Source organism: Planococcus sp. ISL-109, from assembly GCF_018613655.1.
Taxonomy (GTDB): domain Bacteria; phylum Bacillota; class Bacilli; order Bacillales_A; family Planococcaceae; genus Planococcus.
In genome coordinates, this window is sequence record NZ_JAGGPW010000019.1 from 1 (window position 1) to 26623 (window position 26623).

At 47.3% G+C, this 26623-nt stretch carries 24 protein-coding genes; 15 read left to right on the plus strand and 9 right to left on the minus strand.

Going from position 1 to position 26623, the window contains the following annotated elements; genetic code table 11:
- Positions 1-221: 221 nt before the first annotated feature.
- Positions 222-1124, minus strand: a complete 903-nt coding sequence (locus J7E21_RS12715) for a DMT family transporter (RefSeq protein ID WP_215108322.1) — start codon at positions 1122-1124, stop codon at positions 222-224.
- 96 nt (positions 1125-1220) lie between these two features.
- Between J7E21_RS12715 and J7E21_RS12720 the strand changes: the two genes are divergently transcribed.
- Positions 1221-1952 carry an MgtC/SapB family protein gene (locus tag J7E21_RS12720; protein WP_215108324.1) on the plus strand — a complete coding sequence of 244 codons (732 nt, stop codon included), beginning with the start codon at positions 1221-1223 and terminating at the stop codon, positions 1950-1952.
- A gap of 13 nt (positions 1953-1965) precedes the next feature.
- Complete coding sequence (locus J7E21_RS12725) at positions 1966-2955, plus strand: cation diffusion facilitator family transporter (protein ID WP_215108326.1); 990 nt, start codon at positions 1966-1968, stop codon at positions 2953-2955.
- Positions 2956-2992: 37 nt separating this feature from the next.
- Here the strand turns inward: J7E21_RS12725 and J7E21_RS12730 are convergent, their stop codons facing one another.
- The 4 genes from J7E21_RS12730 to pruA form a co-directional block, all read right to left on the minus strand.
- On the minus strand, positions 2993-4156 hold the full coding sequence (locus tag J7E21_RS12730; protein WP_215108328.1) for an iron-containing alcohol dehydrogenase: 1164 nt from the start codon (positions 4154-4156) through the stop codon (positions 2993-2995).
- A gap of 110 nt (positions 4157-4266) precedes the next feature.
- A complete protein-coding gene (locus J7E21_RS12735; protein WP_215108330.1) occupies positions 4267-5511 on the minus strand; it encodes a Glu/Leu/Phe/Val family dehydrogenase in 1245 nt (414 codons plus the stop codon).
- An 81-nt stretch (positions 5512-5592) separates the two neighbouring features.
- A complete protein-coding gene (locus J7E21_RS12740; protein ID WP_215108332.1) occupies positions 5593-6786 on the minus strand; it encodes an ornithine--oxo-acid transaminase in 1194 nt (397 codons plus the stop codon).
- 157 nt (positions 6787-6943) lie between these two features.
- Complete coding sequence (pruA, locus tag J7E21_RS12745; protein WP_215108334.1) at positions 6944-8488, minus strand: L-glutamate gamma-semialdehyde dehydrogenase; 1545 nt, start codon at positions 8486-8488, stop codon at positions 6944-6946.
- 139 nt (positions 8489-8627) lie between these two features.
- Between pruA and J7E21_RS12750 the strand changes: the two genes are divergently transcribed.
- The gene (locus tag J7E21_RS12750) at positions 8628-9938 is read left to right on the plus strand and encodes a sigma 54-interacting transcriptional regulator (RefSeq protein WP_215108336.1); all 1311 of its coding nucleotides are present in this window, start codon (positions 8628-8630) and stop codon (positions 9936-9938) included.
- Between the two features lie 26 nt (positions 9939-9964).
- Here J7E21_RS12750 and yugI read toward each other — a convergent pair whose 3' ends face one another.
- Together yugI and J7E21_RS12760 are read right to left on the minus strand one after the other, a co-directional pair.
- Positions 9965-10339 carry a S1 domain-containing post-transcriptional regulator GSP13 gene (gene yugI / locus J7E21_RS12755; protein WP_215108338.1) on the minus strand — a complete coding sequence of 125 codons (375 nt, stop codon included), beginning with the start codon at positions 10337-10339 and terminating at the stop codon, positions 9965-9967.
- A gap of 89 nt (positions 10340-10428) precedes the next feature.
- On the minus strand, positions 10429-12957 hold the full coding sequence (locus J7E21_RS12760; protein ID WP_215108340.1) for a hypothetical protein: 2529 nt from the start codon (positions 12955-12957) through the stop codon (positions 10429-10431).
- A gap of 142 nt (positions 12958-13099) precedes the next feature.
- On the opposite strand from J7E21_RS12760, the gene J7E21_RS12765 reads away from it, so the two are divergent.
- From J7E21_RS12765 to J7E21_RS12775, 3 genes are all read left to right on the plus strand, one after another.
- The gene (locus tag J7E21_RS12765) at positions 13100-14437 is read left to right on the plus strand and encodes a sodium-dependent transporter (RefSeq protein ID WP_215108342.1); all 1338 of its coding nucleotides are present in this window, start codon (positions 13100-13102) and stop codon (positions 14435-14437) included.
- Positions 14438-14539: 102 nt separating this feature from the next.
- Positions 14540-14755: a helix-turn-helix domain-containing protein gene (locus J7E21_RS12770; protein WP_215108344.1), complete on the plus strand. Its 216-nt coding sequence runs from the start codon at positions 14540-14542 to the stop codon at positions 14753-14755.
- A 228-nt stretch (positions 14756-14983) separates the two neighbouring features.
- On the plus strand, positions 14984-16168 hold the full coding sequence (locus J7E21_RS12775; protein ID WP_215108346.1) for a MalY/PatB family protein: 1185 nt from the start codon (positions 14984-14986) through the stop codon (positions 16166-16168).
- A gap of 46 nt (positions 16169-16214) precedes the next feature.
- Here the strand turns inward: J7E21_RS12775 and J7E21_RS12780 are convergent, their stop codons facing one another.
- Positions 16215-16931, minus strand: coding sequence for a peptidylprolyl isomerase (locus tag J7E21_RS12780; protein WP_215108349.1), 717 nt, complete (start codon positions 16929-16931; stop codon positions 16215-16217).
- Between the two features lie 130 nt (positions 16932-17061).
- On the opposite strand from J7E21_RS12780, the gene J7E21_RS12785 reads away from it, so the two are divergent.
- The 8 genes from J7E21_RS12785 to mnhG all read left to right on the plus strand — a co-directional run bounded on the left by J7E21_RS12785 (position 17062) and on the right by mnhG (position 24342).
- Positions 17062-18294: an MFS transporter gene (locus J7E21_RS12785; protein WP_215108600.1), complete on the plus strand. Its 1233-nt coding sequence runs from the start codon at positions 17062-17064 to the stop codon at positions 18292-18294.
- A 233-nt stretch (positions 18295-18527) separates the two neighbouring features.
- Positions 18528-20942: a Na+/H+ antiporter subunit A gene (locus tag J7E21_RS12790; protein ID WP_215108351.1), complete on the plus strand. Its 2415-nt coding sequence runs from the start codon at positions 18528-18530 to the stop codon at positions 20940-20942.
- The gene (locus J7E21_RS12795; protein WP_215108353.1) at positions 20929-21351 is read left to right on the plus strand and encodes a Na(+)/H(+) antiporter subunit B; all 423 of its coding nucleotides are present in this window, start codon (positions 20929-20931) and stop codon (positions 21349-21351) included. The genes J7E21_RS12790 and J7E21_RS12795 overlap by 14 nt, the downstream gene beginning before the upstream one ends.
- On the plus strand, positions 21351-21698 hold the full coding sequence (locus J7E21_RS12800) for a Na(+)/H(+) antiporter subunit C (RefSeq protein WP_215108355.1): 348 nt from the start codon (positions 21351-21353) through the stop codon (positions 21696-21698). The genes J7E21_RS12795 and J7E21_RS12800 overlap by 1 nt, the downstream gene beginning before the upstream one ends.
- Positions 21691-23172 (plus strand): Na+/H+ antiporter subunit D, encoded by a 1482-nt coding sequence (locus tag J7E21_RS12805; protein WP_215108357.1) that lies wholly within the window; start codon positions 21691-21693, stop codon positions 23170-23172. Before J7E21_RS12800 ends, J7E21_RS12805 begins: the two co-directional genes overlap by 8 nt.
- 6 nt (positions 23173-23178) lie before the next feature.
- Positions 23179-23658 (plus strand): Na+/H+ antiporter subunit E, encoded by a 480-nt coding sequence (locus J7E21_RS12810; protein ID WP_215108359.1) that lies wholly within the window; start codon positions 23179-23181, stop codon positions 23656-23658.
- Positions 23655-23933: a Na(+)/H(+) antiporter subunit F1 gene (locus tag J7E21_RS12815; protein ID WP_215108361.1), complete on the plus strand. Its 279-nt coding sequence runs from the start codon at positions 23655-23657 to the stop codon at positions 23931-23933. Before J7E21_RS12810 ends, J7E21_RS12815 begins: the two co-directional genes overlap by 4 nt.
- Positions 23884-24342: a monovalent cation/H(+) antiporter subunit G gene (gene mnhG, locus J7E21_RS12820; protein ID WP_251047986.1), complete on the plus strand. Its 459-nt coding sequence runs from the start codon at positions 23884-23886 to the stop codon at positions 24340-24342. Before J7E21_RS12815 ends, mnhG begins: the two co-directional genes overlap by 50 nt.
- A 37-nt stretch (positions 24343-24379) precedes the next feature.
- Here the strand turns inward: mnhG and J7E21_RS12825 are convergent, their stop codons facing one another.
- Entirely contained in the window at positions 24380-25870 is a 1491-nt protein-coding gene (locus J7E21_RS12825; protein WP_215108363.1) for a leucyl aminopeptidase, read from the minus strand.
- A gap of 258 nt (positions 25871-26128) precedes the next feature.
- Here J7E21_RS12825 and J7E21_RS12830 point away from each other — a divergent pair, with 258 nt between their 5' ends.
- Entirely contained in the window at positions 26129-26602 is a 474-nt protein-coding gene (locus tag J7E21_RS12830) for a divergent PAP2 family protein (protein ID WP_215108365.1), read from the plus strand.
- The last annotated feature ends 21 nt before the right edge of the window (positions 26603-26623 follow it).

Genomic DNA, 26623 nt, shown 5'->3' on the forward strand with positions numbered 1-26623 from the left:
GCCAAAGGCGACCCTCGCAAAAGCCGTTCGCACGCCTAAGCGCTCGTGACGTCTTTCGTTGACGTTTTGCTGTTCAGTTTTCAAGGTTCATGTTGTGCGCCTTGTTATTGGCGACTTGATTACTATATCCTTTTTACTTGTCGGTGTCAATACTATTTCAAAATATTTTTTCCGTCTTGTTTTGAGGACATTTATTACTATATACCGCTAGCTTTAAAAAATCAAGCACTTTCTTGAAAAAAGATTCTTCTAAGTTTTTTATAATCCGTTACAAAAAACAGTAACCCAGCAATTACAATGCTGCCTCCAATGATTTGAGTAGTGGTCACCAACTCACCGAGGATGAAATATGCGAGTATTGCAGCTCCAACTGGCTCAAACAAGATTGCTATGGAAATCACATTTGTGCTCACCCATTTCACCGCCCAGTTAAATAGCGTGTGGCCAAGAAGGTTTGGAATCAGCGCTAGCAGAATGAACCACATCCATTCACCGCCTGGATAGGGACCGAATGACTCTCCTTTGGCGATAATATAGAAAAATAGCGTTATCGTACTGAAAGAATAAACAACAAATGTATACGTAACTAACGAAAGGCGCTTCCTGACGTCTTGCCCAAACAATAAATAAGCAGTGATCAACGCACATGCAATGAGCGCGAGTATATCCCCGAACAAAGCACTTCCGCTTATCTGGAAATCACCATACGCAATTACAATACTTCCTGTGATTGCGATTGCACCTGATAACAAAGTCTTAATGGAGAGGCGCTCTTTGAAAAAGAAATACGTTCCGGCAAATGCAAAGAGAGGCTGTAGCGTCACCAAGACAGTTGAACTGGCAACCGAAGTATAGTTGAGAGATTCAAACCAGAGAATAAAATGAAATGCTAAAAAGACTCCAGCAATCGCTGAGAAAATCCAATCTCTTCTATTGAGGTTCTTTAACTCAGGCAAATAGCTATAGAGGAATACAGGTGCCATAAATAGAATAGAAAACAACATCCGATAAAACGCGGTGACACCTGCATCAGCTGTCGTCATTTTCACAAAGATCGCTGACATCGCAACTGAGATAACTCCAATCATAATAGGTATATAAGGATGGATCGCTGGTTTCTCCATAAGGCACCTCTAGCTGAATAAGATTTTCACATCACTTTACAGTTTGCCATTTGCTGGCTCGACATTCAACAGCAAAGTGAAACGGGGGTTTTGATTTTGGAATTTTTAAGCGCACTTGAGCTTTCCTCTTTTGAAACATTTTTAAAATTAATTATTGCAGCTGTTTTGAGTTTAGCAATCGGCTTGGAAAGGGAATTAAAAAGGAAGCCTGTCGGGTTAAAGACAAGCATGGTCATCGCTACCTTCAGTTGTTTGTTAACGATCATTTCAATCGAGTCGGCTTATATAGCGGAAGCCAGCAGCAACGAAGGCGTAAACATTACAATGGATCCGCTCCGTCTCGCAGCACAAATTGTTTCGGGCATCGGCTTCCTAGGGGCTGGAGTAATATTGAAGCGCGGCAATGATTCTATTTCAGGATTGACGACTGCCGCAATGATTTGGGGTGCTGGCGGCATCGGCATCGCAGTGGCTGCCGGCTTTTATATCGAAGCAGTCACTGCCGTGTTAATTGTGCTCATTGGGATTGAATTGCTTCCTCCCCTTCTCTTTCGCTTCGGGCCGAAGCGGTTGCGCCTGATGGAAGCCAAGCTGACGGTTTATGTTTCCGATGAAAACTCTATCGGGAAAGTATTAGAGGAATTAAAGCGCAGTGAAATGACTGTAGAGAACTTATCAATTCTTCATCCCGAACAGATGAACAAAACTCTCTATCATGTACTGTCGATTCGCATGTCTTATCTACAAGGAAAAGAGACGATTGATTTGTACCGGGAAATTTCAGCGATCGAATATGTGCAGCAAGTGGATATCGAAATGATCAATTAAAGGAGGAATTTTTTTGGGAGAGTTTTTTGGGTTATTAAAGGGAGGAAATAAACCGTCACTTTACGCCGCATTAATTAATACCTTCATTGCTATTATGAAAGGTGTCGCTTTCACCTTCACCGGCAACGTCGCTATGTTCGCTGAAACAATGCACTCCATCGGCGATGCGGCTAACCAATATTTTGTATTTATCGGATCTGCGTTATCAAAAAAAGCCCCAACTAAACGTTTTCCGAATGGATTTGGGCGACTGCTGAATTTAGTGCTGCTTGGAGCAGTTTTGATTGTCGGGATCATGGCATATGAAACGATACGGGAAGGCTGGCACCAAATCAGCGCCCCTGTGCAAGCGGAAGGCTTTATCATTAGCGTGGCCGTTTTATCGATAGCTATTTTACTTGAATTATTCGTCATGTATAAAGCCGGAAAAGAAGTATTGCACGAAGCCGGGGTTAAAGGCGGCGCACTTGCTCCATTAACTACTAGCTTCTCTCACTTGGACCGGGCAAAACCGGCCACAAAACTTGTTTTCTTGGAAGATTTGGTCGCGACAGCCGGCGGTATTCTCGCTTTAATTGCCGTGTTGATTGCACATTATACCGGCTTTCTACAAATTGAAGGAGCTGCATCGATTGCAATCGGCTTCATGATGTTCTATGTCGTGACAAAAGTATTTCTGGATAATGCCCGCGGTGCCATCGGCGAAACCGATGAACAAATGGTCAATCACATCGCTCACCTTTTGACCGATCGCCCGTCAGTGAAAGATATCCGCACGCTTGAGGTCGTCAAAGAAGGTGAATTTCTTCATGTCGAAACTTTAGTGGAAGTCGATCCGAAATTAACAGTGAAACAAGCGGATGAATTGCAAAACCGATTGGCTGAAATCATTTTGAGCCAGCCCAGTGTGGAAGATGTAATTGTTTCGTTGGATGCGGATGATGGCGAAACACATTGGGTTCACCTCAGCAACCGCCCCGATTCCTTGAAACAACCCGAATAAAAAAACCCGATGCTTTGGCATCGGGTTTTTTTCTGTATTAAAGTGAAGCTTGCAAGATTTTTTTGACGTCTTCGCCATTTAATTTATTGAAGTTACCGAATTCACCGTAAACGAGCGTTTTGTCCACGATGTCAGAAAAACGGGAATCGTCGATATCGTAATCTTTTAAGCTGCTCGGAGCTCCGATTGATGCCCAGAACTCAGCCAAGCGATCGATTCCTTCATGCGCAATTTGTTCCTCGGATTTATCCGCAGGATCAACATCGAATACGCGAACTGCCATCTGAGCGAAACGGGCTGGATTCACCGGTACATTATGGCGCATCCATTGCGGGAAGAGAATTGCTAATCCACCGGCATGTGGGATGTCATAAATCGCCGATACAGCATGCTCGATGTTATGTGACGCCCAGTCGCCGTTATAGCCCATCTGAAGGAAGTTATTGAGCCCCATAGTGCCGGCAAAAAGAACAGTTTCACGGTGTTCGAAGCTTTGGAGGTCCTCCAACAGCTTTGGAGCGGTTTCAATGACTGCACGCAAAACGCCCTCAATCATCTGGTCTTGCACGGGTGTATTGCTTGCGTTGTGGTAATACTGCTCAAACATATGCGACATCATGTCGACAACTCCATAAACTGTTTGATCACGGGGAACTGATTTCGTGTAAGTTGGATCTAAAATGGAGAATTTAGGGAACGTTATCGGGCTGCCCCAGCCGAATTTCTCTTCTGTTTCTTCATTAGTAATAACAGAACCAGCGTTCATCTCAGATCCTGTCGCTGCCAGAGTCAAAACAGTGCCAAAAGGCAATGCTTCTTTTGGTGCTGCTTTTCGTGTTACGAAATCCCATGCATCTCCGTCGTATTTAGCGCCGGCTGCAATGAGTTTCGTGCAGTCGATGACGGACCCTCCACCCACAGCAAGTAGCATGTCGATGTTTTCTTTTTTGCAGATTTCAATACCTTTTTTGGCTGTTGATAGGCGCGGGTTCGGCTCTACGCCTGCTAACTCGAAGATTTCTACATTCAATTCGTTCAAGGTGGCCATAACCTCATCGTACAAGCCGTTTTTCTTGATGCTGCCTCCGCCATAAACGACCAAGACTTTATTTCCATAATTAGGAATTTCGTTTTTCAATGCTTCTAGTTGATCTTTCCCGAAGATCAATTTAACCGGGTTATAAAAAGAAAATGCGTTCATGTAATTCCCTCCTTCGAATTGCGTTCAGTTTTCATTATGAATTTCCATTCCCGAAAAAGCAAAAAATTGAGCACAAGAAAACCGCTCGGCAATAGCCGAGCGGTTTGAACTTATACCCAACCGCGGAAACGTGATGCCTCTGCGGTTCTTCTTGCACCGACCATATAAGCGGCAAGGCGCATGTCGATATTGCGGTTCACGGAAACATTGTAGACGTTCTCAAAAGCTTCCACAAGTTTCTTCTCAAGCTTTTCGTCGACTTCCTCCTGCGTCCAATAATAACCTTGGTTATTTTGCACCCATTCAAAGTACGATACTGTGACACCGCCAGAACTTGCCAGCACATCCGGTACAAGCAAAATTCCGCGCTCTGTCAAGATTTTCGTTGCTTCTGCAGTAGTAGGGCCATTCGCCGCTTCTACTACAATCGACGCTTTAATGTCATGAGCGTTCTCTTCAGTGATCTGGTTGGCGATTGCCGCCGGCACCAAAATATCACAGTCGAGTTCGAACAATTCTTTGTTGGTGATCGTATTGTCGAATAAAGTCGTAACGGTGCCGAAGCTATCGCGGCGATCGAGAAGATAATCGATATCCAAGCCTTCCGGATCATGAAGCGCACCGTAGGCATCTGAAATGCCGACGACTTTCGCTCCAGCATCGTGAAGGAATTTCGCCAAGAAACTACCGGCGTTCCCGAACCCTTGGATGACGACGCTTGCGCCCTTCATATCAAGGCCACGTTTTTTCGCCGCTTCGTTAATAACGATTGTGACGCCCTGGGCAGTCGCTTTGTCGCGGCCTTGTGAGCCCCCGAGCACAATCGGCTTACCTGTGATGAATCCCGGTGAGTTGAATTCATCAATCTTGCTGTATTCGTCGAACATCCAGGCCATGATCTGCGAGTTGGTGAATACATCCGGCGCTGGGATATCTTTGTTCGGTCCGACAATCTGGCTGATAGCGCGCACGTAACCACGGCTCAGCTTTTCGATTTCGTGCATCGACATTTCCCGCGGATCACAGATGATTCCGCCTTTACCGCCGCCGTATGGCAAATCTACGATGCCGCATTTCAATGTCATCCACATGGAAAGCGCTATAACCTCGTCGCGGTTTACGTCGGGATGGAAACGGACTCCACCTTTAGTTGGACCGACTGCATCGTTATGCTGGGCACGGAACCCCGTGAACACCTTAGTCTTCCCGTCGTCCATCCGGATCGGGATACGCACTTCCAAGATCCGCATCGGTTCTTTCAGAAGTTCGTACATCGAATCTTCATATCCGAGTTTATCCAATGCAATTTTAATGACATCCTGCGTTGACGTCAACAAGTTCAAGTTTTCAGCCATTGTTTAATTTCGCCTCTTTGTATTTTAGTAATTACTCGCATCTAGTGTAACATGGCAAACATCCATTTGCCACATACATTGTTATTTTGTGAACACTTGGTGAATGCGCTCGAGCGCCCAGTCCAGTTCTTCTTTCGAGATGATGAGCGGCGGTGCAAAACGGATGACCGTATCATGTGTTTCTTTGCACAACAAACCGAGTTCTTTAAGCTGTTCGCAATACGGACGCGCTGCTTCTGTCAATTCCATTCCTATAAACAAGCCGCGGCCGCGGACTTCTTTAATAACCGGGTGGTCGAGTTTCTTCAGTTCATCCATGAAGTATGTGCCAAGCTCTAGTGAGCGGTCTGCCAGTTTTTCGTCTTGGATTACTTGCATAGAAGCGATCGATACCGCACATGCCAGCGGGTTGCCGCCAAAAGTCGAGCCGTGTGAACCTGGGTTGAAGACGCCAAGAACTTCGCTGTCCGCAACGACACAAGAGATTGGGAATACTCCTCCGCCGAGTGCTTTTCCGAGAATATACATATCCGGGTCTACGCCTTCCCATTCGCATGCAAACATTTTGCCGGTACGTGCCAGACCGCATTGGATTTCGTCAGCGATAAACAGCACATTATTTTCGCGGCAAAGTTCGCGCGCAGCTTTCAAGAAGCCCTCCGGAGGAATGATGATTCCTGCTTCACCTTGGATCGGCTCGATGAGGAATGCTGCCGTGTTTGGTGTAATAGCATTTTTCAGCGCATCCAAGTCACCGAATGGCACGATATTGATGCCAGGAAGCATCGGACCGAAACCTCTACGGTATTCAGGATCTGAAGAAAGTGAAACAGCAGTCATCGTACGGCCATGGAAGTTCCCTTCGCACGCAATGATTTCCGCTTTTCCATCCTCTATGCCTTTAACGTCATATGCCCAGCGGCGCGCAGCTTTGATTGCTGTTTCCACAGCTTCTGCGCCAGTATTCATTGGCAATGCCATTTCTTTTCCTGAAATTTTGCAGATCATTTCATACCATGGTGCCAATTGGTCATTATGGAACGCGCGTGATGTCAAAGTGACGCGGTCGGCTTGATCTTTTAAAGCCTGGATAATTTTCGGATGGCGGTGGCCTTGGTTCACTGCAGAATACGCAGAGAGCATGTCCATGAATTTATTGCCTTCCGGATCCGTTACCCATACGCCTTCCGCTTTCGAAATTACGATTGGCAGCGGATGATAGTTCTTAGCACCGTACTGTTCTGTTTTTTCAATGATTGTTTGTGATTGTGTCATTCCAAATTCCTCCTTAGTGTAAAGGCGAGACCCGATGAGCTTGAGAGACAAAGAAGCTTAATATTAAGACTTTGATTCGGCTTAACGGTACCTTTTTTTAAAAAAAGGCAGACGCGAAGTCTACCTTTTGTGCATCATTATACCATTATACGAATAATTAATACATCTCAGAAGTTGTTTGTGCTTGCATGTGAAGAACCAGATAGTCAGGACCGCCTGCTTTTGAGTCAGTACCGGACATATTGAATCCACCGAATGACTGATAACCTACGATAGCCCCTGTGCAGCCGCGGTTGAAGTACAAGTTACCGACATGGAATTCTTCGCGAGCATATTCAAGGTGTTCGCGGTTATTTGTAACAACTCCGCCGGTTAACCCGTACTCTGTATTGTTGGCGATAGCAATCGCTTCTTTAAAGTCTTTCGCTTTCATCAAGCCGACAACCGGTCCAAAGATTTCTTCCTGCATAATGCGGGCTTTTGGATCCAGGTCAGCAAAAACTGTAGGGTTGACGAAATAACCTGTTGAATCATCTCCGTCGCCACCTGCAACAAGACGTCCTTCGCCTTTGCCGATTTCGATATAATCCATAATTTTTTTGTATGAGTTTGCATCAATAACAGGACCCATAAACTTAGACTGGTCGACCGTGTTGCCGATTGTCAATTCGCTCGTCAATTCCACCACTCGCTCAAGCACTTCATCGTAAACATCTTCTACGATTACTGCGCGTGACCCTGCGGAACATTTTTGCCCACTGAAGCCGAAAGCAGATTTCACAATAGCTTGTGCAGCAAGCTCAAGGTCCGCTTCTTTGTCAATTACCATTGTATTTTTCCCGCCCATTTCAGCGATCAGGCGTTTCATCCAGATCTGTCCTTCGTTCACTTTTGAAGAACGTTGAGCAATGCGAAGTCCTACTTCTTTTGAACCTGTAAACGAAATGAAGCGAGTGTTCGGGTGGTCTACCAAATAGTCCCCAACTTCAGAACCTGGCCCTGGAATATAGTTGACGACGCCTTTAGGCATGCCTGCTTGTTCCAACACTTCGATGAATTTATAAGCAACAACCGGAGTTGTTGAAGCTGGCTTCAAGAGAACTGTGTTGCCGGTAACCATTGCCGCAACTGTCGTTCCTGCCATGATTGCAAATGCGAAGTTCCACGGGGAGATGACAACGCCAACACCGAGTGGGATATAGTCATAACGGTTGAATTCCCCTGGGCGGCTTTCCATCGGCATGCCGTCTTTTAGACGCAGCATTTGGCGCGCGTAATATTCAAGGAAATCGATTGCTTCTGCTGTATCTGCATCCGCTTCATTCCATGGCTTGCCTGCTTCTTTCGTCAAAAGAGCTGAGAATTCGTGTTTGCGGCGGCGAATGATTGCTGCGGCTCTGAACAATACGTCTGCACGCACTTCAGGCTTTACTTTTTTCCATGATTTGAATGCTTCGTCTGCTGATTGCATTGCTTTTTCTGCTAGTTCTTTATTTGATTTGGATACGCGTCCAACGATTTCTTCTTTATCTGCCGGGTTAAATGAAACGATTTTGTCTTCAGTCGTTACGCGTTCTCCGCCGATGATCAACGGGTAGTCTTGGCCGAGGTATCCTTCAACCGTTTTCAAGCCTTCTAGGTATGCGTTGCGATTCTCTTCGATCGAGAAATCTGTGAATGGTTCGTGTTTGTAGGGAATCATTGGGAATCCTCCTTGATTTTGAGTAAGCGCAAAAAAAATTTGCACTCTTAAACTGTTTCCACTTATAATAATGCAAAAGATTATTGCGTTTTTCAAGTGTTTTAATCTAAAAAGTCAAAATAATTTTGAGGTGCAGGCCATGAACCAACAGCAAATTGACTTGGCCCCTTTCTATAAATTCGCTGGAGAGCATGTGGCTGTAGGGATACACGCCATAGACGGCAAAGGGAAAACCATTTTATATAATCACAAGATGCGTGAAATTGAAGGCTTTGATTTTGAAGAACTCGCCGACCGCTCCTTGCTCGAAATGTTTCGCTTCGACCAAACCCAGAGTACATTGCTCCAAGTGCTGACAAGCGGGACACCGATTCTCAATGTCAAACAAACGTATTGGAACCGCAAAGGACAGGAAATCACGACCATCAATGATAGCTATCCGGTTTATGAGGACGGACGGCTGATTGGTGCCATTGAACTTGCGCGCGATGTGACAACACTCGAGAAAGTTATTTACCAGCCTTTAAAAAAATACGAAGAACCGATTACATTCGCCAGTCTGACTGCCATTTCCACCAGCATGAAGACAGTCATTGCCCGAGCACAAAAAGCCGCTGCGGCAAAACTTCCGGTCCTTCTTGTCGGCGAGTCAGGCACCGGCAAAGAACTGCTAGCAGAAGCGATCCATTCAGCACATGCATCTGGGTTGCCGATGCATGTTTTGTATTGCCACGGCACGGATGGCCGCTTAATTGATGCGCTCGGAGAAGAAATCGAGCGCATGCAGCAAGGTACGATTTATTGCGAGCGCATCGATTTATTGCCGCGCGCTTTGCAATTGCAGCTGCTTGAAGTGGTCGAGCGCCACGCAGCGAGTGACAGTTATTTTATCGCGAGCGTTGGCGACGACCCGGTCGAATTGATCGCTTCCGACATTTTGGTGAAAGATCTGTATTATTTCTTTTCGGCGATGACTATTAAGATCGAACCGCTGCGCTACCGAAAAGAGGATGTGTTGCCGTTCATCGATGATTATTTCTCCCGCCACCGCATGAAAATCGGTTCGGCTGTGCGCGGTTTGGACGCTGAAGTTGAAAAAATGTTTCTCAGCTATAACTGGCCTGGGAACTTGAAAGAGCTGGAACTTTTGCTCGATGAAATCACTTCATTGATTACCACACAAGAAACGGTGACCCCTGATATGCTGCCCTACCATTTCAAATACAAGACACAAGGCGGGTCATTGCAGGCGGAAGACTTTCTTGTCCGCTCTGATAAAGACCTGTTGCCGCTCGAAGAATATTTGCAGGAAGCAGAAATGTATTATTTGCAAAAAGCGATGGACTTGAATGCTGGAAATGTCACAAAAGCAGCGCACGCACTCGGCATGAGCCGTCAAAACCTTCAATACCGTTTGCGGAAAATCAAAAAAAACGCACAATCGACATAATGCCGATTGTGCGTTTTTTTGATTTCTTATTGGCCGGAACGTTTGATCCATTCCTGCATTTTGTCTTTCAATGAGTTGAAACCTTCTGAGTCACTCTCGTTCACGTGTGATTGAAGAGACTGGCGTGGTTTTTCGCTCTTTTGTGCTGCCGGCGGCTGCTCTTGCAACGCGCGGATCGACAAGCTGATTTTTTTCGATTTGTCGTCGACGTCCAATACTTTAACGTCTACTTCTTGGCCTACAGCCAAGTATTCGCTGACTTCTTTTACGTAGCCATGCGTGATTTCTGAAATGTGGACAAGCCCTTGTGTTTGGTCATCCAAAGCTACGAAAGCCCCGTATGGTTGAATTCCTGTTACTTTACCGGAGACCTTATCTCCTGTTTGATACGTTTTTGTCATAGTTAACCGCTCCTAGTCTTTTATCTAAATTACCGTCTACACCTCTTGGCATCTGTATATTATAGCACAGGTTATCTGAAATAGTAAAATCAGTAGTTAGGAAAGTGTTCAAATCGCCAGCCGCTTTCCGTTTCGACCATCTGCAAAAACTCGTACCATTGCTCTCCCGCCTCTGTTTCATAACGGATTTGCAGGTTCCCAACGGTGGTTCCTTGCACATTCAAGTCCGAAGCGGAGAATGCCATCGATTCTATATTTTCGAATCCGGCCACCTGGTGGCTGCTGGCATAATTACGCCAAAAATCCACATCCGTTTCTTCCCCTGAAATCCGCAGCAATTGATTAACGACCTCACCATCTTCTTCATCCACCGCGTGCAGCAATGCATAAACAACTACTAAAGGTGAGGTATCTGCCGGAATTTTTTTACCTTCCTTCAATTGTGTATAGGCATCTCGCCCTTGCTGCTCCAATGCCAAATTACGCCCCTCAACATATTCCCTCTGCTCGTATTGAATCAACCAAATATGGTCGATTTCCGTGACGAGTTTAAGCTGATGCGGATTCGTCTGATGCGTATACTCGGTTTGGCCGTCGTATGCCAAGCTTGGATGAAGCACCACTTTCTCCACGATGCGCTGCTCTTGGTCTGTAATCTCGACCCATAAAACTTTTTCGGTCAGTTCCGGCAGCGCTTCCCAATTAGCGGCATACTCTTCAAGGCTCGGCTTGAGTGCGCTATCGCTTTGCAGGTGCCACATCGTTTCAGCGTCTTGCTGTTGATTGGCATAAAAATAAAGCAGGTAGATATCCATCGGCTGCATACCCGCTAATAGATTACGGTCGTGTGAATCAGCAAAACGCGCGTACAATTGTTCCACGCGCCCATAGTCAAAATCCGTCAAATCCAAGATTTCAGACTCCAGCGGAAAATCGCCATTCGGCAGCGTCGCCTTTAAATCCCCGTTTCGAACAAGATGGTGCATTTCCAGGATCGTTCCGTATTCCAACGCGTCAAGCGTTGCGGAATTCCGCCAATTGCTGTCTTCCATTTCCTCGATCACCGGCAATAAAATCACTGCCGCCGCATCGAACAAAGTGAGAGATCTCCACAGCGTGCGGATTTCCGGCTTTACTTGCCCGTCTTCATAAATCTCGCTCTCCGCACCTTTAACAATCTGCCAAAAGGTTTGCTCATACATCACTTCAAGGTCGGGTTTCAATACACTGTCAGTCGGCTCATCCATAAGAAGGTATTGCATCGTATGCAAACTTTCAATGAGAAAATGCGGCTCCACCAGCCAGCCGCCTTCATCAAAATACGGATAGTTGGTTAATAGCTGCAAATAACGGTTCGCGAAAGAATGCGCATGAAATTGCGGAAGACGCTGCAATAAATTTGTGTTGCGTGTAGTCAAATACAGTTGGTCAGAATTCGCCAATCGGAAATTCAATCCGTATTCCGGCCATGAGGTGAGCAGCTGAGACAATTCTTCGGGGGCGTCTGACATATCATTCAATAATAGCGGCGGATTGGCATACGCTTCTGATTGTGCGGCCAACTGTTGCTGATGGTCTTGCAAAATGCCTTGCGCAAAACTTTGCAGTTCACCAGTCTTCTCTATGTACAGCTGCAAAAAGCGATCCACTTCCGCTGTCAACATGTTGCCGGAATTTTCTACTAGCCCGGCCATGCCCTTCGGTGTTTCGACCATCCATAGCAATTCCTTCACTTGGTTTTGAAAAGCTTCGGCATCGTCTTGCTGTGCTTTCAAATTGCTGGTGCCGAACACGGTTTCTTTTTGACGGTCCGCAGCTGAGACGTATTGAAAACTGCTATATTCGTCTTCCGTTAAACCGAGGCGCTGTTTGGCAGCTTCCCGCGTATCCACATATTGCTGCTCCATGTCTTCAGCCATTTCCGTGGTCAATTGGCCTTCTTGCGCTTGCCCGTCAGACGGCAGGCGAAAGGTATCGATAAAAAATGAAGCCCCGACCATTACAGCGAGCAGCGCGAGAGAAGCCCCGACGAGCCAAATGACCGGTTTTTTCACTTTTTGCTCTTTGTGAGGCGGTTTTTGAACGTCGGCTGCGACAGGTTCAGCAGGCATGTTCAAACTCGGCAGCTTTATGCGCGTATAGGATTTCGCCAAAAACTCCAGGCGCTGCGTAAGTTCTTGCGCGTCTGTTAACGCCAGTTTGATGAGCAATTTTTCATGCGCAGTTTCCACTAACTCGACCGCCATTTGTTCATCCAACTCGAGTATTCGAGCGGCAACGGGAAATGATTTACCGTTAACGAGATGGAGCACAACGAGCATTCGCTGTCGTTGCGGAAGCTCCTGAATTGCCTGATGGGTATCCCGGTCTTCCTGAAAACCGAGCAAAGCCCCGTCGTTCGGCTCTCCAATGTGACTTGATAATTCCGCAGCGGCTTCCTGATATAGCGTTAATGCTGCCCCGTCTCCAGGTGGGACTTGAGTTTTCAACCGCTCAACAATTTGGTGAAGAAAAACGCTCGAATCTTGATCGGCTAATCCATTTTGGTAGCCGAAACGCCATAATCCCTCCATTTCTGACTGCTTGATATGGTCCTTCTGTATCCCGTTTGCTGGCATGCCCTCATCAGCTCACTTCCGCACAAATTTCCTTTTATTTCTATTATACAAAAGAAAATCATTCCCTCTTTAAATAATTCTATTTTTTTTAGGAACGCTCGTGTAAAATAGGGAAATCCAATCGATTTAGGGGGAACTAATTATGAAAGCACGTGAACAATGGACGTCCAAGATCGGTTTTATTCTCGCAGCAGCCGGAAGCGCAATCGGGCTCGGGGCGATCTGGAAGTTCCCATACGAAACCGGAGCGAACGGAGGCAGCGTCTTTATTTTGCTGTTTATCCTGAGCACCGTCTTGATCGGCTTGCCGATTTTGCTCGCTGAATTTGTTATCGGGCGCCGCAGCCAGATGGATGCTGTCAGCGGACTCAAAAAACAAGCACCCGGAAAGCCGTGGTATTTGATCGGCTGGTCCGGATTTATTTTTTCTTTCCTCATTCTGTCTTTCTACAGTGTAGTCGGCGGCTGGGTGCTGTCGTACCTATTCCGCGCCGTCACTTTGCAGCTTTCGGGTCTCGACGACGATAATTTCGCCAATCTTTTCGGCGGCATCATCAGCAACCCTTGGGAAGTGCTGATTGCCCAAGCCGCATTTATGGCCTTGACGGTTTGGATCGTCGAGCGCGGTATCAAATCGGGGATTGAGCGTGCCAGCAAAATCATGATGCCGGCCTTGTTGATTTTCTTCGTCATTTTAATGATCCGCGCGTTGACACTTGACGGGGCCATGGAAGGCGTTCGCTTCATGTTCGTGCCGGATTGGTCATACTTCAATTTCGAAACGGCTCTCGTTGCATTAGGGCAAGCCTTCTTCTCCTTGAGTGTCGGTGTCGCCGGGATGATTACGTACGCATCTTATTTAAAAAAATCCGAGAACTTGACGCGTTCTGCAGTGAGCGTCGTATCGCTCAACATCCTCATTTCCATCATGGCGGGCTTGATCATCTTCCCGGCGGTGTTTGCACTCGGATACACGCCGGACCAAGGACCTGGACTAGTGTTCATCATCTTACCAGCTGTTTTTGACCAATTGTTCATGGGACAATTTCTGATCATCATTTTCTTTATCCTTCTATTGTTTGCGACTTTGACTTCATCGATTTCAATGTTGGAAATCACTGTTTCGATCGCCGTCAAAAACAAATACGACCGCCGTCGCCGCTTGGCATGGATCATCGGCTTGGCCATTTTTGTTGTCGGGATTCCGAGTGCCCTGTCGTTCGGCGTCATGAGTGAATCGGTGTTCTTCGGCTATACATTCTTTGATTTCGTCGACATTTTGACCAGCCGGATCGGGCTGCCGCTCGGTGCATTGTTCATTTCCTTGTTTGCAGGCTATGTCCTGACAAACAAAGATGCACATGACGAGCTGACACAACAGACGACTTGGGTCGAAGTCTGGCGCATACTTGTCCGTTACGTAGCACCGATTGCTATTGTTGTCGTGTTCATCAACGGAATCATCGACATTTTTTCCTAATTCCGTTGTTTGAAAAATGCCACAACTCTTTTTGTAAGCTGGGGCTTCCACGTGGTATGATAGAGCTAGAAGAAAGTTTTTAATGAAAAGGAGTGTATCGCTTTGAAAAAAGATTTGCACACCCAATTGAAAATGCTGCGGGAAGAACGCAACCTGTCACTTGACGACTTGTCTTTAAAGACACGCATCGGCACAGCACGCCTCGAATCCTATGAAAGTGGCGAAGAAGTACCCTCTGTCCAAACCATTCTCGTCTTGTCAAATGCACTGGAAGTACCTGCTTCCAATTTGCTTGACGGACTGGAAGCACCAAAATAAAAAAGCTTCGGCAATTGCCGAAGCTTTTTTTATTTGCCTTATTTTACTACTGCACTCAGTTTCATCTCCACAGCCAAGACTTATAGGAAACGGCCATGCATTTCCCTGACGGAATTCTCCGCGCACTTCAGTTCATTCTGGCAATGTCCATTTGTTTTTCACCTATCATTCCTGGAGCAGAAACCGCTATACTATTTATAGAAACCAAAAAGAAAAGAGGAGATTGCCTTGAGTTTGTTCGAACGAGTGCACGATCGCAGGGATAGCCGCTCGGTTAAATGGGAGCGGATGGAGAAAGTCTATGGAATTGGTGATGCATCCGATATTTTGCCGATGTGGGTCGCTGACATGGACTTCCCTGCGCCACCTGCAGTGACGGACGCTTTGCGCGAGCGATTGGAACATCCGATTTTCGGTTATTCATATATATGCGAAGAGTGCAAAACCGCAGCAGCCAACTGGCAGAAAAAGCGCCATGGCTTATCGATTGATACCGACTGGATGCTGTTCCATCAAGGCGTTATCCCAGCGATGGCGAGCATCATCGATGTGTTTACAACTCACGGCGACAAAGTGCTCGTCACGCCGCCCGTTTATCCGCCGTTTTTCTCTATCCCGAAAAACCTCGGCCGCGATGTGCTGTATTCAGAGTTGAAAGAGCAAGATGGCGAGTACACGATCGACTTCGCAGATTTCGAAGACAAACTTCAAGATGCGCGCTTGTTCATCTTATGCAATCCCCATAACCCGGGCGGGAAACTTTGGACCTCAGCAGAACTGGAACACATCATCCGATTATGTGCACAGCACGACGTATTGATCCTATCAGATGAGATCCATAGCGACCTGATCCATCAAGGCGAAATCCATATTCCTCTGCTGTCGGTCGCCGGCAGTGAGCGCGACCGCATATTCACTTGCCTGGCTCCGACGAAGACGTTCAACTTGGCCGGCATTCAAGCAGCGATGATCGTGGCAGCCGATCCTCATAAGCGCAACTTGCTGGATAAGCATATGCAGGCGCATGGTACGGGTTCATTGAACGCATTCGCTCCGGTCGCCTGGAAAGCCGCTTATGAAGAAGGCGAGCCATGGCTTGACGAATTGCTCGACGTCCTATCCAGCCATATCAGCTTTGCAGTGGAACGCCTTGAGCGTGAAGTGCCGGGCTTGAAAATCAACAAGCCGCAATCGACGTATTTATTATGGATTGATTACCGGGCGCTAGGCCTTTCTGAAGACGAAGCGATGCAGCGTTTGCTAAGGGATGGAAAAGTCGCGCTCGAAGCGGGTTCGAAATACGGGGAATCCGGACGCGGATTTTTGCGTATGAACATCGCTTGCCCGAGAACCACTTTAGAAGACGGCATCAGCCGGGTCATCCGCGCACTGGGCACCGACTACAACACGTAAAAGACTGTATAGAAAAAAGCTATCGAGAACTTCGATAGCTTTTTTCTTATGGCTCGATGATGTCGATCGATTCGATGACGATGTCTTCAAGTGGTTTGTCCTGTGCATTCTTTTCAACAGCGGCAATGGCATCGACGATTTCCAAGCCCTCTTCGACTTGTCCGAAGACGGTATGCGCGCCGTCAAGCCAAGGCGTCCCGCCCATTTCTTGATAAGCTGAGGCAACTTCTTCAGGATAATCAGCGACACTGCCATCTGGAACTGCGCCTGCCTGGACGATAAAGAACTGGCTGCCGTTCGTGCCCGGCCCAGCATTTGCCATGGATAGTGCACCATGGAAATTGAACAGCCGGTCGCTGAATTCATCTTCAAATGTTCCTCCGTAAATGCTTTCTCCGCCACTTCCTGTGCCTGTCGGATCTCCACCTTGCAACATGAAGTTCTCAATGATGCGGTGGAAGATGACGCCGTCATAATAGCCTGATTCTGCATGTCCAAGGAAATTCTCCACCGTTTTCGGTGCAATTTCCGGGAACAGGCGGATGCGGAGCGTGCCTTCTGATGTATGCATGTCCACTAAAGTTTCTTCTGTAACGCCTTCCGTAAGCTGCGGGTAGCTTGCCGGTTCAGAAGAAGATTGTGCTTCTTCGGTTTGGTTTGTTTGGTCTGTTTGGTCTGTTTGCACTTGTTCTTCCGCAGTTCCGCATGCCGCCAAGACGACCGCTGCCACTGCAATGAGCATAATCCATAAAGTTTTTTTCATATCAATTCACCCCGCTTTATTCTAGCATAGAATATTTCGGAATACAGCGGTATTTAATTCTCCTTTTTTCGGATAGCGAACTATTATATAATATAGGAAGAGTTTTGCTTTCAGAAAGAAGGGGTTCCAACTGGATACTCAAAAAAGAAACTTTTATATCATTATGTTCACCAATTTTCTTGTAGCAGGCAGCACAACAATGATCATGCCTTTTTTGTCCCTCTATATCGACTCGCTCGGCGATTTCTCGAGTGAATACGTACAGCGCTGGTCAGGACTGGTGTTTGGCGTCACCTTTGTTGCGGCTCTTATCATGTCGCCGATTTGGGGGCGCATTGCCGATAAATACGGGTTCAAGCCGATTCTCATCATCAATGGCTTCGGCATCGCGGTGAGCATCTTCCTGATGGGGACTGCCGGCTCAGTCGGTGAGTTGTTCATGATCCGTTTGTTCATGGGCATCGTCACAGGCTTTATTCCGACTTCACTCGCCTTCGTCAGCGCTCAAACTTCAAAAGAAACCGCCGGCAAGACACTCGGCACATTGCAGATGGGCAGCGTTTCGGGAACTTTATTCGGTCCGGTTCTCGGCGGGTTGATGGCCGATGCATTCGGCTTTACTTATACGTTTTTGATTACTGCTATAATCATCGGCATCGCCGCGTTGTTCGTCGTTTTCGGCTTGAAGGAAGTCCGCAAGCCCAAACGCAAAGATGCGCATGTCTACGCGCGCAGCACGGTCATTCACGGGATCTTGCATCACCGTTTATTGCTTAATGTGATGATTATCACCTCCCTCATTCAAATCGGCAATTTCAGCATACAGCCGCTGTTGTCTTTATATGTGGCGGAATTGACAGAAGGAACTGCGCAAGTGGCATTTTTAGCCGGTGTCACTTTCAGTGCGACCGGCGTCGGCACTTTGCTGTTTGCAAGACTTTGGGGGCGGCTCGGGGATTCAGTCGGTTATGAGAAAATTCTTGCCTTGCTTCTATTGCTCGCATTTTTGTTCATCATTCCGCAAGCATTCGTCACCGAGCTATGGCAATTGATCGTGCTGCGCTTATTCTTCGGCGTTGCGGTCGGCGGGATGATCCCGACCACTGCCGCTTTGATGCGCCGGGAAGCACCGATCGACATCCAAGGTGAAGTGATGGGCTATAACACTAGCTTCCGCTTTCTCGGCAATATCGTTGGGCCGATGTTCGGAGGCATCATCAGTGGATTCATCGGTATCTCCTCCGTTTTCATCGTCACAGGTTCCTTGTTTGTTCTCGCCTTTGCATTTCTTTGGTATACGAAAAGACAGCCTGAACAGGATTTCGAGGATGTTCTGCTTGAGCAGGAATTGAAACATTCCTAAAGAACAGCTGAAAAACACCCGCTTAAGGAAAAAAACCATCCTTTTGCGGGTGTTTTTATGCCCTATTTTAAATTCGCAATTTTCCGATTGCTGAGTTTCTTCCTATTAGAAAATAAACGAAAACACCACGCCTCTTCCATTCTCCGCAAGGGTGTACGGTGCAAATAAGCTTTCAATGCGTTATACTTTTTAATTAGAAACTCATCATGTATTGCATTGGAAGGAGGATTCAATTGTCTCTCGTATTTCTGATTTTCTTACCGATCCTTGCAGCGCTTTTTATTCCGCTGCTATTTAAACGACTCGGTCAGATCCATACAGGCTGGTTTGTCTTGCTTGTGCCGACAGCCTTGTTCTTATACTACGCCACTCGCCTTCCCTCTGTTATGGAAGGTGGCACTTATGTATCTGAACTTTCTTGGATCCCTTCCCTCGACATCGCCTTTATAGCGTACCTCGATGGATTGAGCTTATTGTTTTCACTGCTGATCACCGGTATCGGCGCATTGGTTGTGCTCTACTCCGTATTCTATTTGGATAAGCATCGTGAACAATTACATAATTTCTATGTTTATCTTTTGATCTTTATGAGCGCCATGCTTGGTGTTGTTCAATCGGATCATTTGATCACGCTGTACTTATTCTGGGAGTTGACATCGATTTCGTCATTCCTGTTGATCGCTTATTGGTACACGCGTGACCGCTCCCGCTTCGGCGCATTAAAATCAATGATGATTACTGTTTTCGGCGGGTTGATGATGCTCGGCGGTTTTGTTTTGCTCAGCATCATCGGCGGCACTTATTCCATCCGGGAATTGATTGCCCAAGCACCGGAACTTGCCGAACATGATTTCTTCATCTGGGCACTTGTTCTTGTGTTGCTCGGAGCCTTTACGAAATCCGCCCAATTCCCATTCTACATCTGGCTGCCGGATGCGATGGAAGCGCCGACACCTGTCAGTGCTTACCTCCACTCCGCAACGATGGTCAAAGCGGGCATCTATTTGGTCGCCCGCTTGACTCCGGTCTTTGCTTTATCTGAAGTATGGATGTGGCTCGTCGCAGGTGTCGGATTGTTCACCATGGTGTGGGCTTCGTTCTTTGCCTTAAAGCAAAAGGACTTGAAAGGGATTCTGGCGTTTTCGACCGTCTCCCAGCTCGGCCTCATCATGTCGCTGCTCGGCGTTGCCGCTGCTGCCTATCACGTTGAAGGTGCAGCTGAAACCTATCTGAAGTATGCGGCATTTGCGGCCATTTTCCACTTGATCAACCACGCAACGTTTAAAGGAAGTCTCTTTATGATCGCCGGAATTGTCGACCACGAAACCGGTACGCGCGACATACGAAAACTGGGCGGCTTGATGAGTTTGATGCCGATCAGTTTCACTGTCGCGTTGATCGGCTCACTTTCGATGGCCGGCATGCCGCCATTCAACGGCTTCCTCAGTAAGGAAATGTTCTTGACGGCGATGCTGTCGCTTCAGGAGTTCAATTTATTCTCGATGGATGTTTGGTGGATCCTGTTCCCTGTAATCGCTTGGATCGGATCGGTCTTCACTTTCATCTATAGTTTATACTTCGTGTTCCATACGTTCGCCGGAAAACACAAACCGGACCAATTGCCGAAACAAGCACACGAAGCACCGGTCGGCATGCTCATTTCACCGGTCTTTCTTGCTGTTCTCGTCGTGTTGATTTTCTTCATCCCGAACGTTATCGGCGATTGGCTTGTTAAACCTGCCGTTGCCGCAATACAGCCGTTCCTGTACGATTCACCGCAGAGCGTGGATATCACCGTTTCGGCATGGCACGGCTTTAACACAGAACTCTTTATGACGCTCGGCATTTTTGCTATCGGCGGCTTGATGTTCTGGACGCTGCGCAAATGGCAGCATTTATATGACCTTTACCCGGATCCTATTTCCTTGAATAGACTTTACGATGAATTGATGGTGCTCAGCGAGAGTGGTGTCAGCCGCTTCTCGAAAATGTATATGACCGGGTTTATCCGGACGTACCTCGTTTACATGTTCAGTTTTGTAATTTTCATTGTATTGTTGACTTTGTTCATGACCGATGCCTTCAGGTTGAATTTCGATAACCTGGCTCCAATTGGGGTTTATGAAATCGTCATTCTGTTTGCCATGCTCGGCGCGACGGTGACGATTCTTGTCTCGAAATCTCGTCTGACTGCCATCATCGCACTCGGTGCCGTCGGTTACTCTATCGCTTTGCTGTTCGTTATCTTCCGGGCACCTGATTTGGCACTGACTCAGCTCGTTATTGAAACCATTTCCGTTGCGTTGTTCTTGCTGGCATTCTACCACTTGCCGCAAATCAGCCGTAAGGAAGAGCGCATGAATTTCCGTTTCGGAAACGCAGTAGTCGCGTTCGGTGTTGGTCTCACAATGACACTGGTCGCCTTGTCAGCGCATTCCCAAAAAGCGCTGCCGTCGATTTCCGAATTCTATAAAGAAACGGTTTACACAGAAGCGGCTGGCGGTAACATCGTCAACGTAATCCTAGTCGACTATCGCGGATTCGATACTTTGTTTGAAATTGCGGTGCTTGCCATTGCCGCCATCGGAATCATCTCGATGATTCGCCTGCGATTGACGAAAAAGGAGGACCAGCATGAGAACAAATGATGTGATGCTTCAGACAGCCACAAAAGTGGTGACTTTCATCATCTTGATGTTTGCTGTCCACATTTTCTTCGCCGGCCATTACACTCCTGGCGGCGGATTTATCGGGGGACTTTTGACGACGACTGCAATCGTTCTGCTCATGCTGGCGTTTGATATTCCGACCGTCAAAAAAGTATTGCCGATCAATTATGTAGTACTGACCGCTGTGGGCTTACTGTTTGCAATCGCCACAGCCAGCGCTTCTATCATCTTTGATGTACCATTCTTCACCCATGCCTATGATTATTACGATTTGCCGCTGTTCGGCGAGACTTCCCTGCACTCGGCATTATTATTTGATATAGGTGTCTATTTGGTTGTTGTAGGTGTAACGATGACCATTATTCAAACGATTGGAGAGGATGAATAATGGAAATAATTATGTCAGTTGCCATCGGCTTGATGTTTATGGCAGCTGTGTACCTAATCCTATCGAAAAGCTTGATTCGCATCATCATCGGGACGAGCCTCTTGAGCCACGCCGCCCACCTATTGTTCCTGACCATGGGCGGGCTTGGCGGCATAGCGCCGCCGGTCGTATCAGACGGCGTCACCGTGAACGATTATGCAGACCCGCTCCCCCAAGCATTGATCTTGACCGCAATCGTTATCGCTTTCGCGGTTACATCGTTTTTCCTGGTGCTCGCCTACCGCGCTTACCAGGAGCTTGGAACGGATAATATGGAGCAATTGAGAGGTACTGAAGATTATGAGTAATTTATTATTGTTTCCGATTATCATTCCGTTACTCTTTGCCACGGTCTTAATGCTATTCCCGAAAAAAGTATATTTGCAGCGTCTGCTTTCCGTCATCGCTGTAGTTCTGACATTCATTTCGGGATTGTTCCTGCTCGCAAAAGTGTCAGCAGATGGCGTGCAAGCAGTTACACTCGGCAGCTGGCCAGCACCATTCGGTATTTCCATGGTGTCGGATATGTTCTCTGTGTTGCTTGTTTTAAGCTCCACGCTTGTTACGCTATTCATTTTGTTCTATAGCATCCCGACCATCGGGATCAGGCGCGAACGGTCGTTTTACTATCCAGCTGTCCTGTTCTTGATGGTCGGTGTAAACGGCGCTTTCACGACAGGCGATATTTTCAACTTGTTCGTCTTCGTTGAAGTTCTCTTGATGGCATCGTATGCGTTGATCGTCCACGGCGGGGAGAAATCCCAAATGCGCGAGTCGATCAAATACGTGCTCGTCAATATCATCTCCTCTGCGTTATTTGTAGTTGCGGTGGCGTATTTGTATTCTGTCACCGGGACATTGAATATGGCCGATCTGGCAGTTAAGATTCCAGAGATCGAAGCCGTTGGAATTTTGACGGTCATCGCTATCTTGTTCCTCGTCGTATTTGGATTTAAGGCGGCGATTTTCCCGCTTTACTTCTGGCTACCAGGTTCATATTTTGCTCCTCCTGGCGCGGTGTTGGCGCTGTTTGGCGCTTTGCTGACGAAAGTCGGCATCTACGCGATCATGCGGACCTATACTTTGTTCTTTACGATGAATATCGGATTTACGCATGAAGTGCTCGCAATCATCGCCATTTTGACGGTTCTCGCAGGCTGTGTCGGGGCACTCGCTTATTTCGATGTCAAAAAGATCATCATTTACAATATCATCATCGCCGTAGGAGTCGTACTGTTCGGCATTTCCCAAATGAATGTCGCAGGTACAGAAGGAGCCATCTTCTATTTGATCCATGATATGCTGATTAAAGCGGCATTATTTCTGCTAGTTGGCATATTGACGATCATCTATGGGACGAGTGATTTACGCAAAATGGGCGGCTTGATGAAGAGCTATCCAGTTCTTGGTTGGGTATTCCTCGTCACTGCTTTCGGCCTTGCGGGCATCCCCCCCCTTAGTGGGTTTCCAGGAAAGTTATTGATTGTCCAAGGCGGCTTTGAAGGTACGCATTTCTGGGGCAGCATCATCATCCTGGCTACCAGCTTGCTTGTATTGCTCAGCGTCATGCGTATTTTCATCTATGCTTTCTGGGGAGAGCCTAAGAAGATTCTTCCGGTCGATAAAGCACGCTATTATGCCATGTTCGTTCCAACTGTCATTCTTGTCGCCTTGACCATCGTGCTTGGCGTCGGTGCGGAACTCTTCATGCCGTTCATTGAGGACGCGGGTGAAGTGCTACTGAATCCATCGCTGTATTATGATGCGGTATTAAAGGAGTAGATTGATATGTCTTTGCAAATCCTATTGAATTTCTTCCTCGCGTTCGTCTGGATGTTCATGACAGTGTCATTTACTCCTTCCGGATTCACCATCGGCTTTTTGATTGGACTCGGCATCATCATGTTGATGCGCCGCTTCTTCTCAAAACGCCTCTACATTTCACGCGTATGGGCTTTGATTTCGTTGTTCCTGCTGTTCTTGCGGGAGCTGTTCAAATCGAGTGTACAAGTATTATCGATCGTTATCCGCCCAAATATGAACATCAAACCGGCCATTTTTGAAATGGAGACTGAGCTGAACGATGACTGGCAAGTGACATTATTGTCGGCGCTTATCACTTTGACGCCGGGTACGCTCGTCATCGGCATTTCGGATGACCAAAAACGTCTTTATATCCACGCGTTGGATTTCGAAGATATTGACGCTGCCGTCTCTTCGATCAAGAATACGTTCGAACGGGCGATTCTGGAGGTGAGCCGCGCATGATGACATTTTATTGGGTATCACTTTTTATTGTCAGCATCTCTTTTACTGGGTTGTTGTTTAGATTGGTGAAAGGGCCGACAGTTGCCGACCGTGTCGTAGCACTCGATGCTATTGGTGTTACGCTCGTTTCGATCGTTGCCCTGTTGTCTTTAATTATCGAGACGGAATTCTTCCTGGAGGTCATTCTTTTGATGAGCATCCTGTCGTTTATCGGTACAGCGGCCTTTGCGAAATTCCTGGAGAGAGGAGAGATTTTCGATCGAGATCCTCGTTGATATTCTCATAATCGTTCTGATCAGCATCGGTGTTTTGTTTAGCGGCGTCACCGCTCTTGGGTTGATCCGCTTGCCTGATGTATATACCCGTACGCATGCGGCTTCCAAAAGTTCGACGCTTGGCGTATTATCCGTGCTGCTCGGGACATTCATCCATTTTTGGTTTAATGAAGGCATATTCAATACACAGATGGTCATCGCCATCGCCTTCCTCTTCATCACCCAGCCGGTTGCGGGACATTTAATCGGCCGCGCTTCTTATATGACGGGCATCAAGTTAGCTGACGAAACGGTTCGCGACGATATGGGCCCTGCGCTGGAAAGAAAGCGCAAACAGCATGAAGAAGCTATGGACCAAGCCCCGGCAAGAAAGCGCACCACTCAACAAGAAGAATTGGAAAACCAATAAAAAAACAGCAGCCGGCGGGCTGCTGTTTTTTTATTGGTTATTCTTTGCTGAAGCCTTCGACGAAAAGCGCCAACGTTCTGACCATTGCTCCGGTTCCGCCTTCCGGTCCCAAATCATGGGCCGAATCAGCATGTGATGTACCCGCGATATCCAAATGGATCCACGGTATATCGCCGACAAACTCCCCAACAAAGCCGCCGCCAAAAATCATATGGCCGTCGCGCCCAGGTGAATTGTTCAAGTCGGCGACATTGCTTTTTCTCAGGCGCTTTTTATCATTTTCGGTGAGCGGCAATTGCCAGACAAACTCATCTGTTTTCTTTGAAGCTTCCAAGAGCTTTCCGTAAAATGCTTCATCGTTTGTCAGTGCACCAGTTTTGTCTTTGCCGAGTGCGACAATCACGCCTCCGGTCAATGTCGCGACATCCACCAGTTCAGTCGCTCCGAGTTGCTTAGCGTAAGTGACCGCATCCGCCAACACTAAACGCCCTTCCGCATCAGTGTTAAGCACTTCAATAGTTTTTCCGCTCATCGAGGTGATGACATCATCTGGTTTGAATGCAGTGCCAGATACCATATTGTCTGTCGAGGCAATCACTGCCACGACATTTTTATCCGGTTTGGTCTCTCCGATGATGCGCATAGCGCCGAGGACAGCAGCAGCCCCGCCCATGTCCCCCTTCATCCCCACAATGCCGTCTTTCGGCTTCAAGGAGTATCCACCGGTGTCGAATGTGATGCCTTTGCCGACGAGCGCTAAGGGTGCTTCAAAGCCCTCTGTTGCTTTGTACTTCAAAATGATGAGGCGCGGTTCTTCGTCAGAGCCTTGGTTGACCGCGAGCAATGCCCCCATGCCGAGCTCTTCCATTTCATTGCGCCCCAAAATTTCCGTCTCAAAGCCATACGCCTCACCTAGTTCTTCGGCATACTCCGCCATTGCAGTCGGTGTCAAAATGTTTGCTGGCATATTGACGAGCGTTCGCGCTTCGTTGACTGCTTCTGCATGGACCGTTCCAATAAATGCAGCGGTGCGGATCGACTCGTCTTTCTGCTCCGTCAAAAAACTCAGCAATTCCAAACGATGGTCTACTTCGTTCGAGCCGGTTTTATAATCGGCAAAGCGATAAGCGCCCATTTGAATCCCTTCCGCTGCTAAATGTGCGACTTGCTCACCCACCAGCGCATCATTTTCAAACGAAGCAGTATAAATGGCAGCATGACCGATTTTTTCTTTTGCTAATTGTTTGCCGACTAACCCAAATGCAAGGCGCATGTCTTCTGCTGTCCATTTCTTGCGATCCCCTATGCCAACAAACAGCACACGTGGAATGCTTCCGTTTAATGTCGGGTAAATGCTCAGCTTTTGTGAATCAAACGACAGCCCCCCTTTGAGCCATTCTGTCAAGCGCCCATCAAACCGTTTCTCCAATTCACTCCAGCCTTGCGCGTTTTCAGGGTGACGGCTCAACCCGACGATTAAAATCTCTGCCTGGCACGGTTCGGTTGGTTTCGTTACATTGATTTCCATGTGATTCCTCCTTTATCCCGCTTTAACGGCCTGTAAGACTCCCACTGCGAAAACTGTAAGATCCAACTGGCCGTAAAAGTCCGATTGGATCAACTAACAATTAACAGGGATGCCCCCATTAATTGAAGTTTCTCTTTATCCTACTTGTTTAGTGTATCATTACTTCGGCTTCCGGAATAGATAGACGACGCGCTCGATTTGCAAGGCGTATGGTATACTTTCTGTACCGACTTTTATGAAGAAAGGATTGCTCGCCGAATGGAACTTTTATCAAATACCCCATTAATGATTGCTTTGTTTGCAATCCTGTTTGCCCAATTCGTCAAAATTCCGATTCAATACGCTGTCACACGGGAATTGAATTGGGGACTCTTTACATCAACAGGCGGGATGCCGAGTTCGCATTCCGCCGCTGTCACTTCCTTGACGACGGCCGTAGCGTATGAAGCCGGTATTTCCTCCACTGTGTTCGCAGTTTCTGCCCTGTTCGCTGTCATCACGATGTATGATGCAACAGGCGTCCGCTTCCAAGCTGGACAACAAGCGTTAACGATCAATAAAATGCGCCAGGACCTCAATTCCTTTATGGAAGAAACGCGCAAGTGGCCATCCAAAAAAGAAGAAGAGAAAATAGAGGAATTAAAAACCCTGCTCGGTCATAAACCGAGCGAAGTGTTTATGGGTGCATTGACGGGGATTGCCATTTCGGTTATTTTCTATAGCATGATGTAAACGAAAAAAGCCGGACTGCTG

Coding starts and splice junctions, on each gene's coding strand:
- J7E21_RS12830 (WP_215108365.1), top strand. CDS start 26,129: ATGGAACTTTTATCAAATACCCCATTAATGATTGCTTTGTTTGCAATC.
- J7E21_RS12765 (WP_215108342.1), top strand. CDS start 13,100: ATGAAAGCACGTGAACAATGGACGTCCAAGATCGGTTTTATTCTCGCA.
- J7E21_RS12805 (WP_215108357.1), top strand. CDS start 21,691: ATGAGTAATTTATTATTGTTTCCGATTATCATTCCGTTACTCTTTGCC.
- J7E21_RS12810 (WP_215108359.1), top strand. CDS start 23,179: ATGTCTTTGCAAATCCTATTGAATTTCTTCCTCGCGTTCGTCTGGATG.
- J7E21_RS12800 (WP_215108355.1), top strand. CDS start 21,351: ATGGAAATAATTATGTCAGTTGCCATCGGCTTGATGTTTATGGCAGCT.
- J7E21_RS12780 (WP_215108349.1), bottom strand. CDS start 16,931: ATGAAAAAAACTTTATGGATTATGCTCATTGCAGTGGCAGCGGTCGTC.
- J7E21_RS12825 (WP_215108363.1), bottom strand. CDS start 25,870: ATGGAAATCAATGTAACGAAACCAACCGAACCGTGCCAGGCAGAGATT.
- J7E21_RS12715 (WP_215108322.1), bottom strand. CDS start 1,124: ATGGAGAAACCAGCGATCCATCCTTATATACCTATTATGATTGGAGTT.
- J7E21_RS12815 (WP_215108361.1), top strand. CDS start 23,655: ATGATGACATTTTATTGGGTATCACTTTTTATTGTCAGCATCTCTTTT.
- J7E21_RS12730 (WP_215108328.1), bottom strand. CDS start 4,156: ATGAACGCATTTTCTTTTTATAACCCGGTTAAATTGATCTTCGGGAAA.
- J7E21_RS12750 (WP_215108336.1), top strand. CDS start 8,628: ATGAACCAACAGCAAATTGACTTGGCCCCTTTCTATAAATTCGCTGGA.
- J7E21_RS12795 (WP_215108353.1), top strand. CDS start 20,929: ATGAGAACAAATGATGTGATGCTTCAGACAGCCACAAAAGTGGTGACT.
- pruA (WP_215108334.1), bottom strand. CDS start 8,488: ATGATTCCCTACAAACACGAACCATTCACAGATTTCTCGATCGAAGAG.
- yugI (WP_215108338.1), bottom strand. CDS start 10,339: ATGACAAAAACGTATCAAACAGGAGATAAGGTCTCCGGTAAAGTAACA.
- J7E21_RS12735 (WP_215108330.1), bottom strand. CDS start 5,511: ATGGCTGAAAACTTGAACTTGTTGACGTCAACGCAGGATGTCATTAAA.
- J7E21_RS12740 (WP_215108332.1), bottom strand. CDS start 6,786: ATGACACAATCACAAACAATCATTGAAAAAACAGAACAGTACGGTGCT.
- J7E21_RS12760 (WP_215108340.1), bottom strand. CDS start 12,957: ATGCCAGCAAACGGGATACAGAAGGACCATATCAAGCAGTCAGAAATG.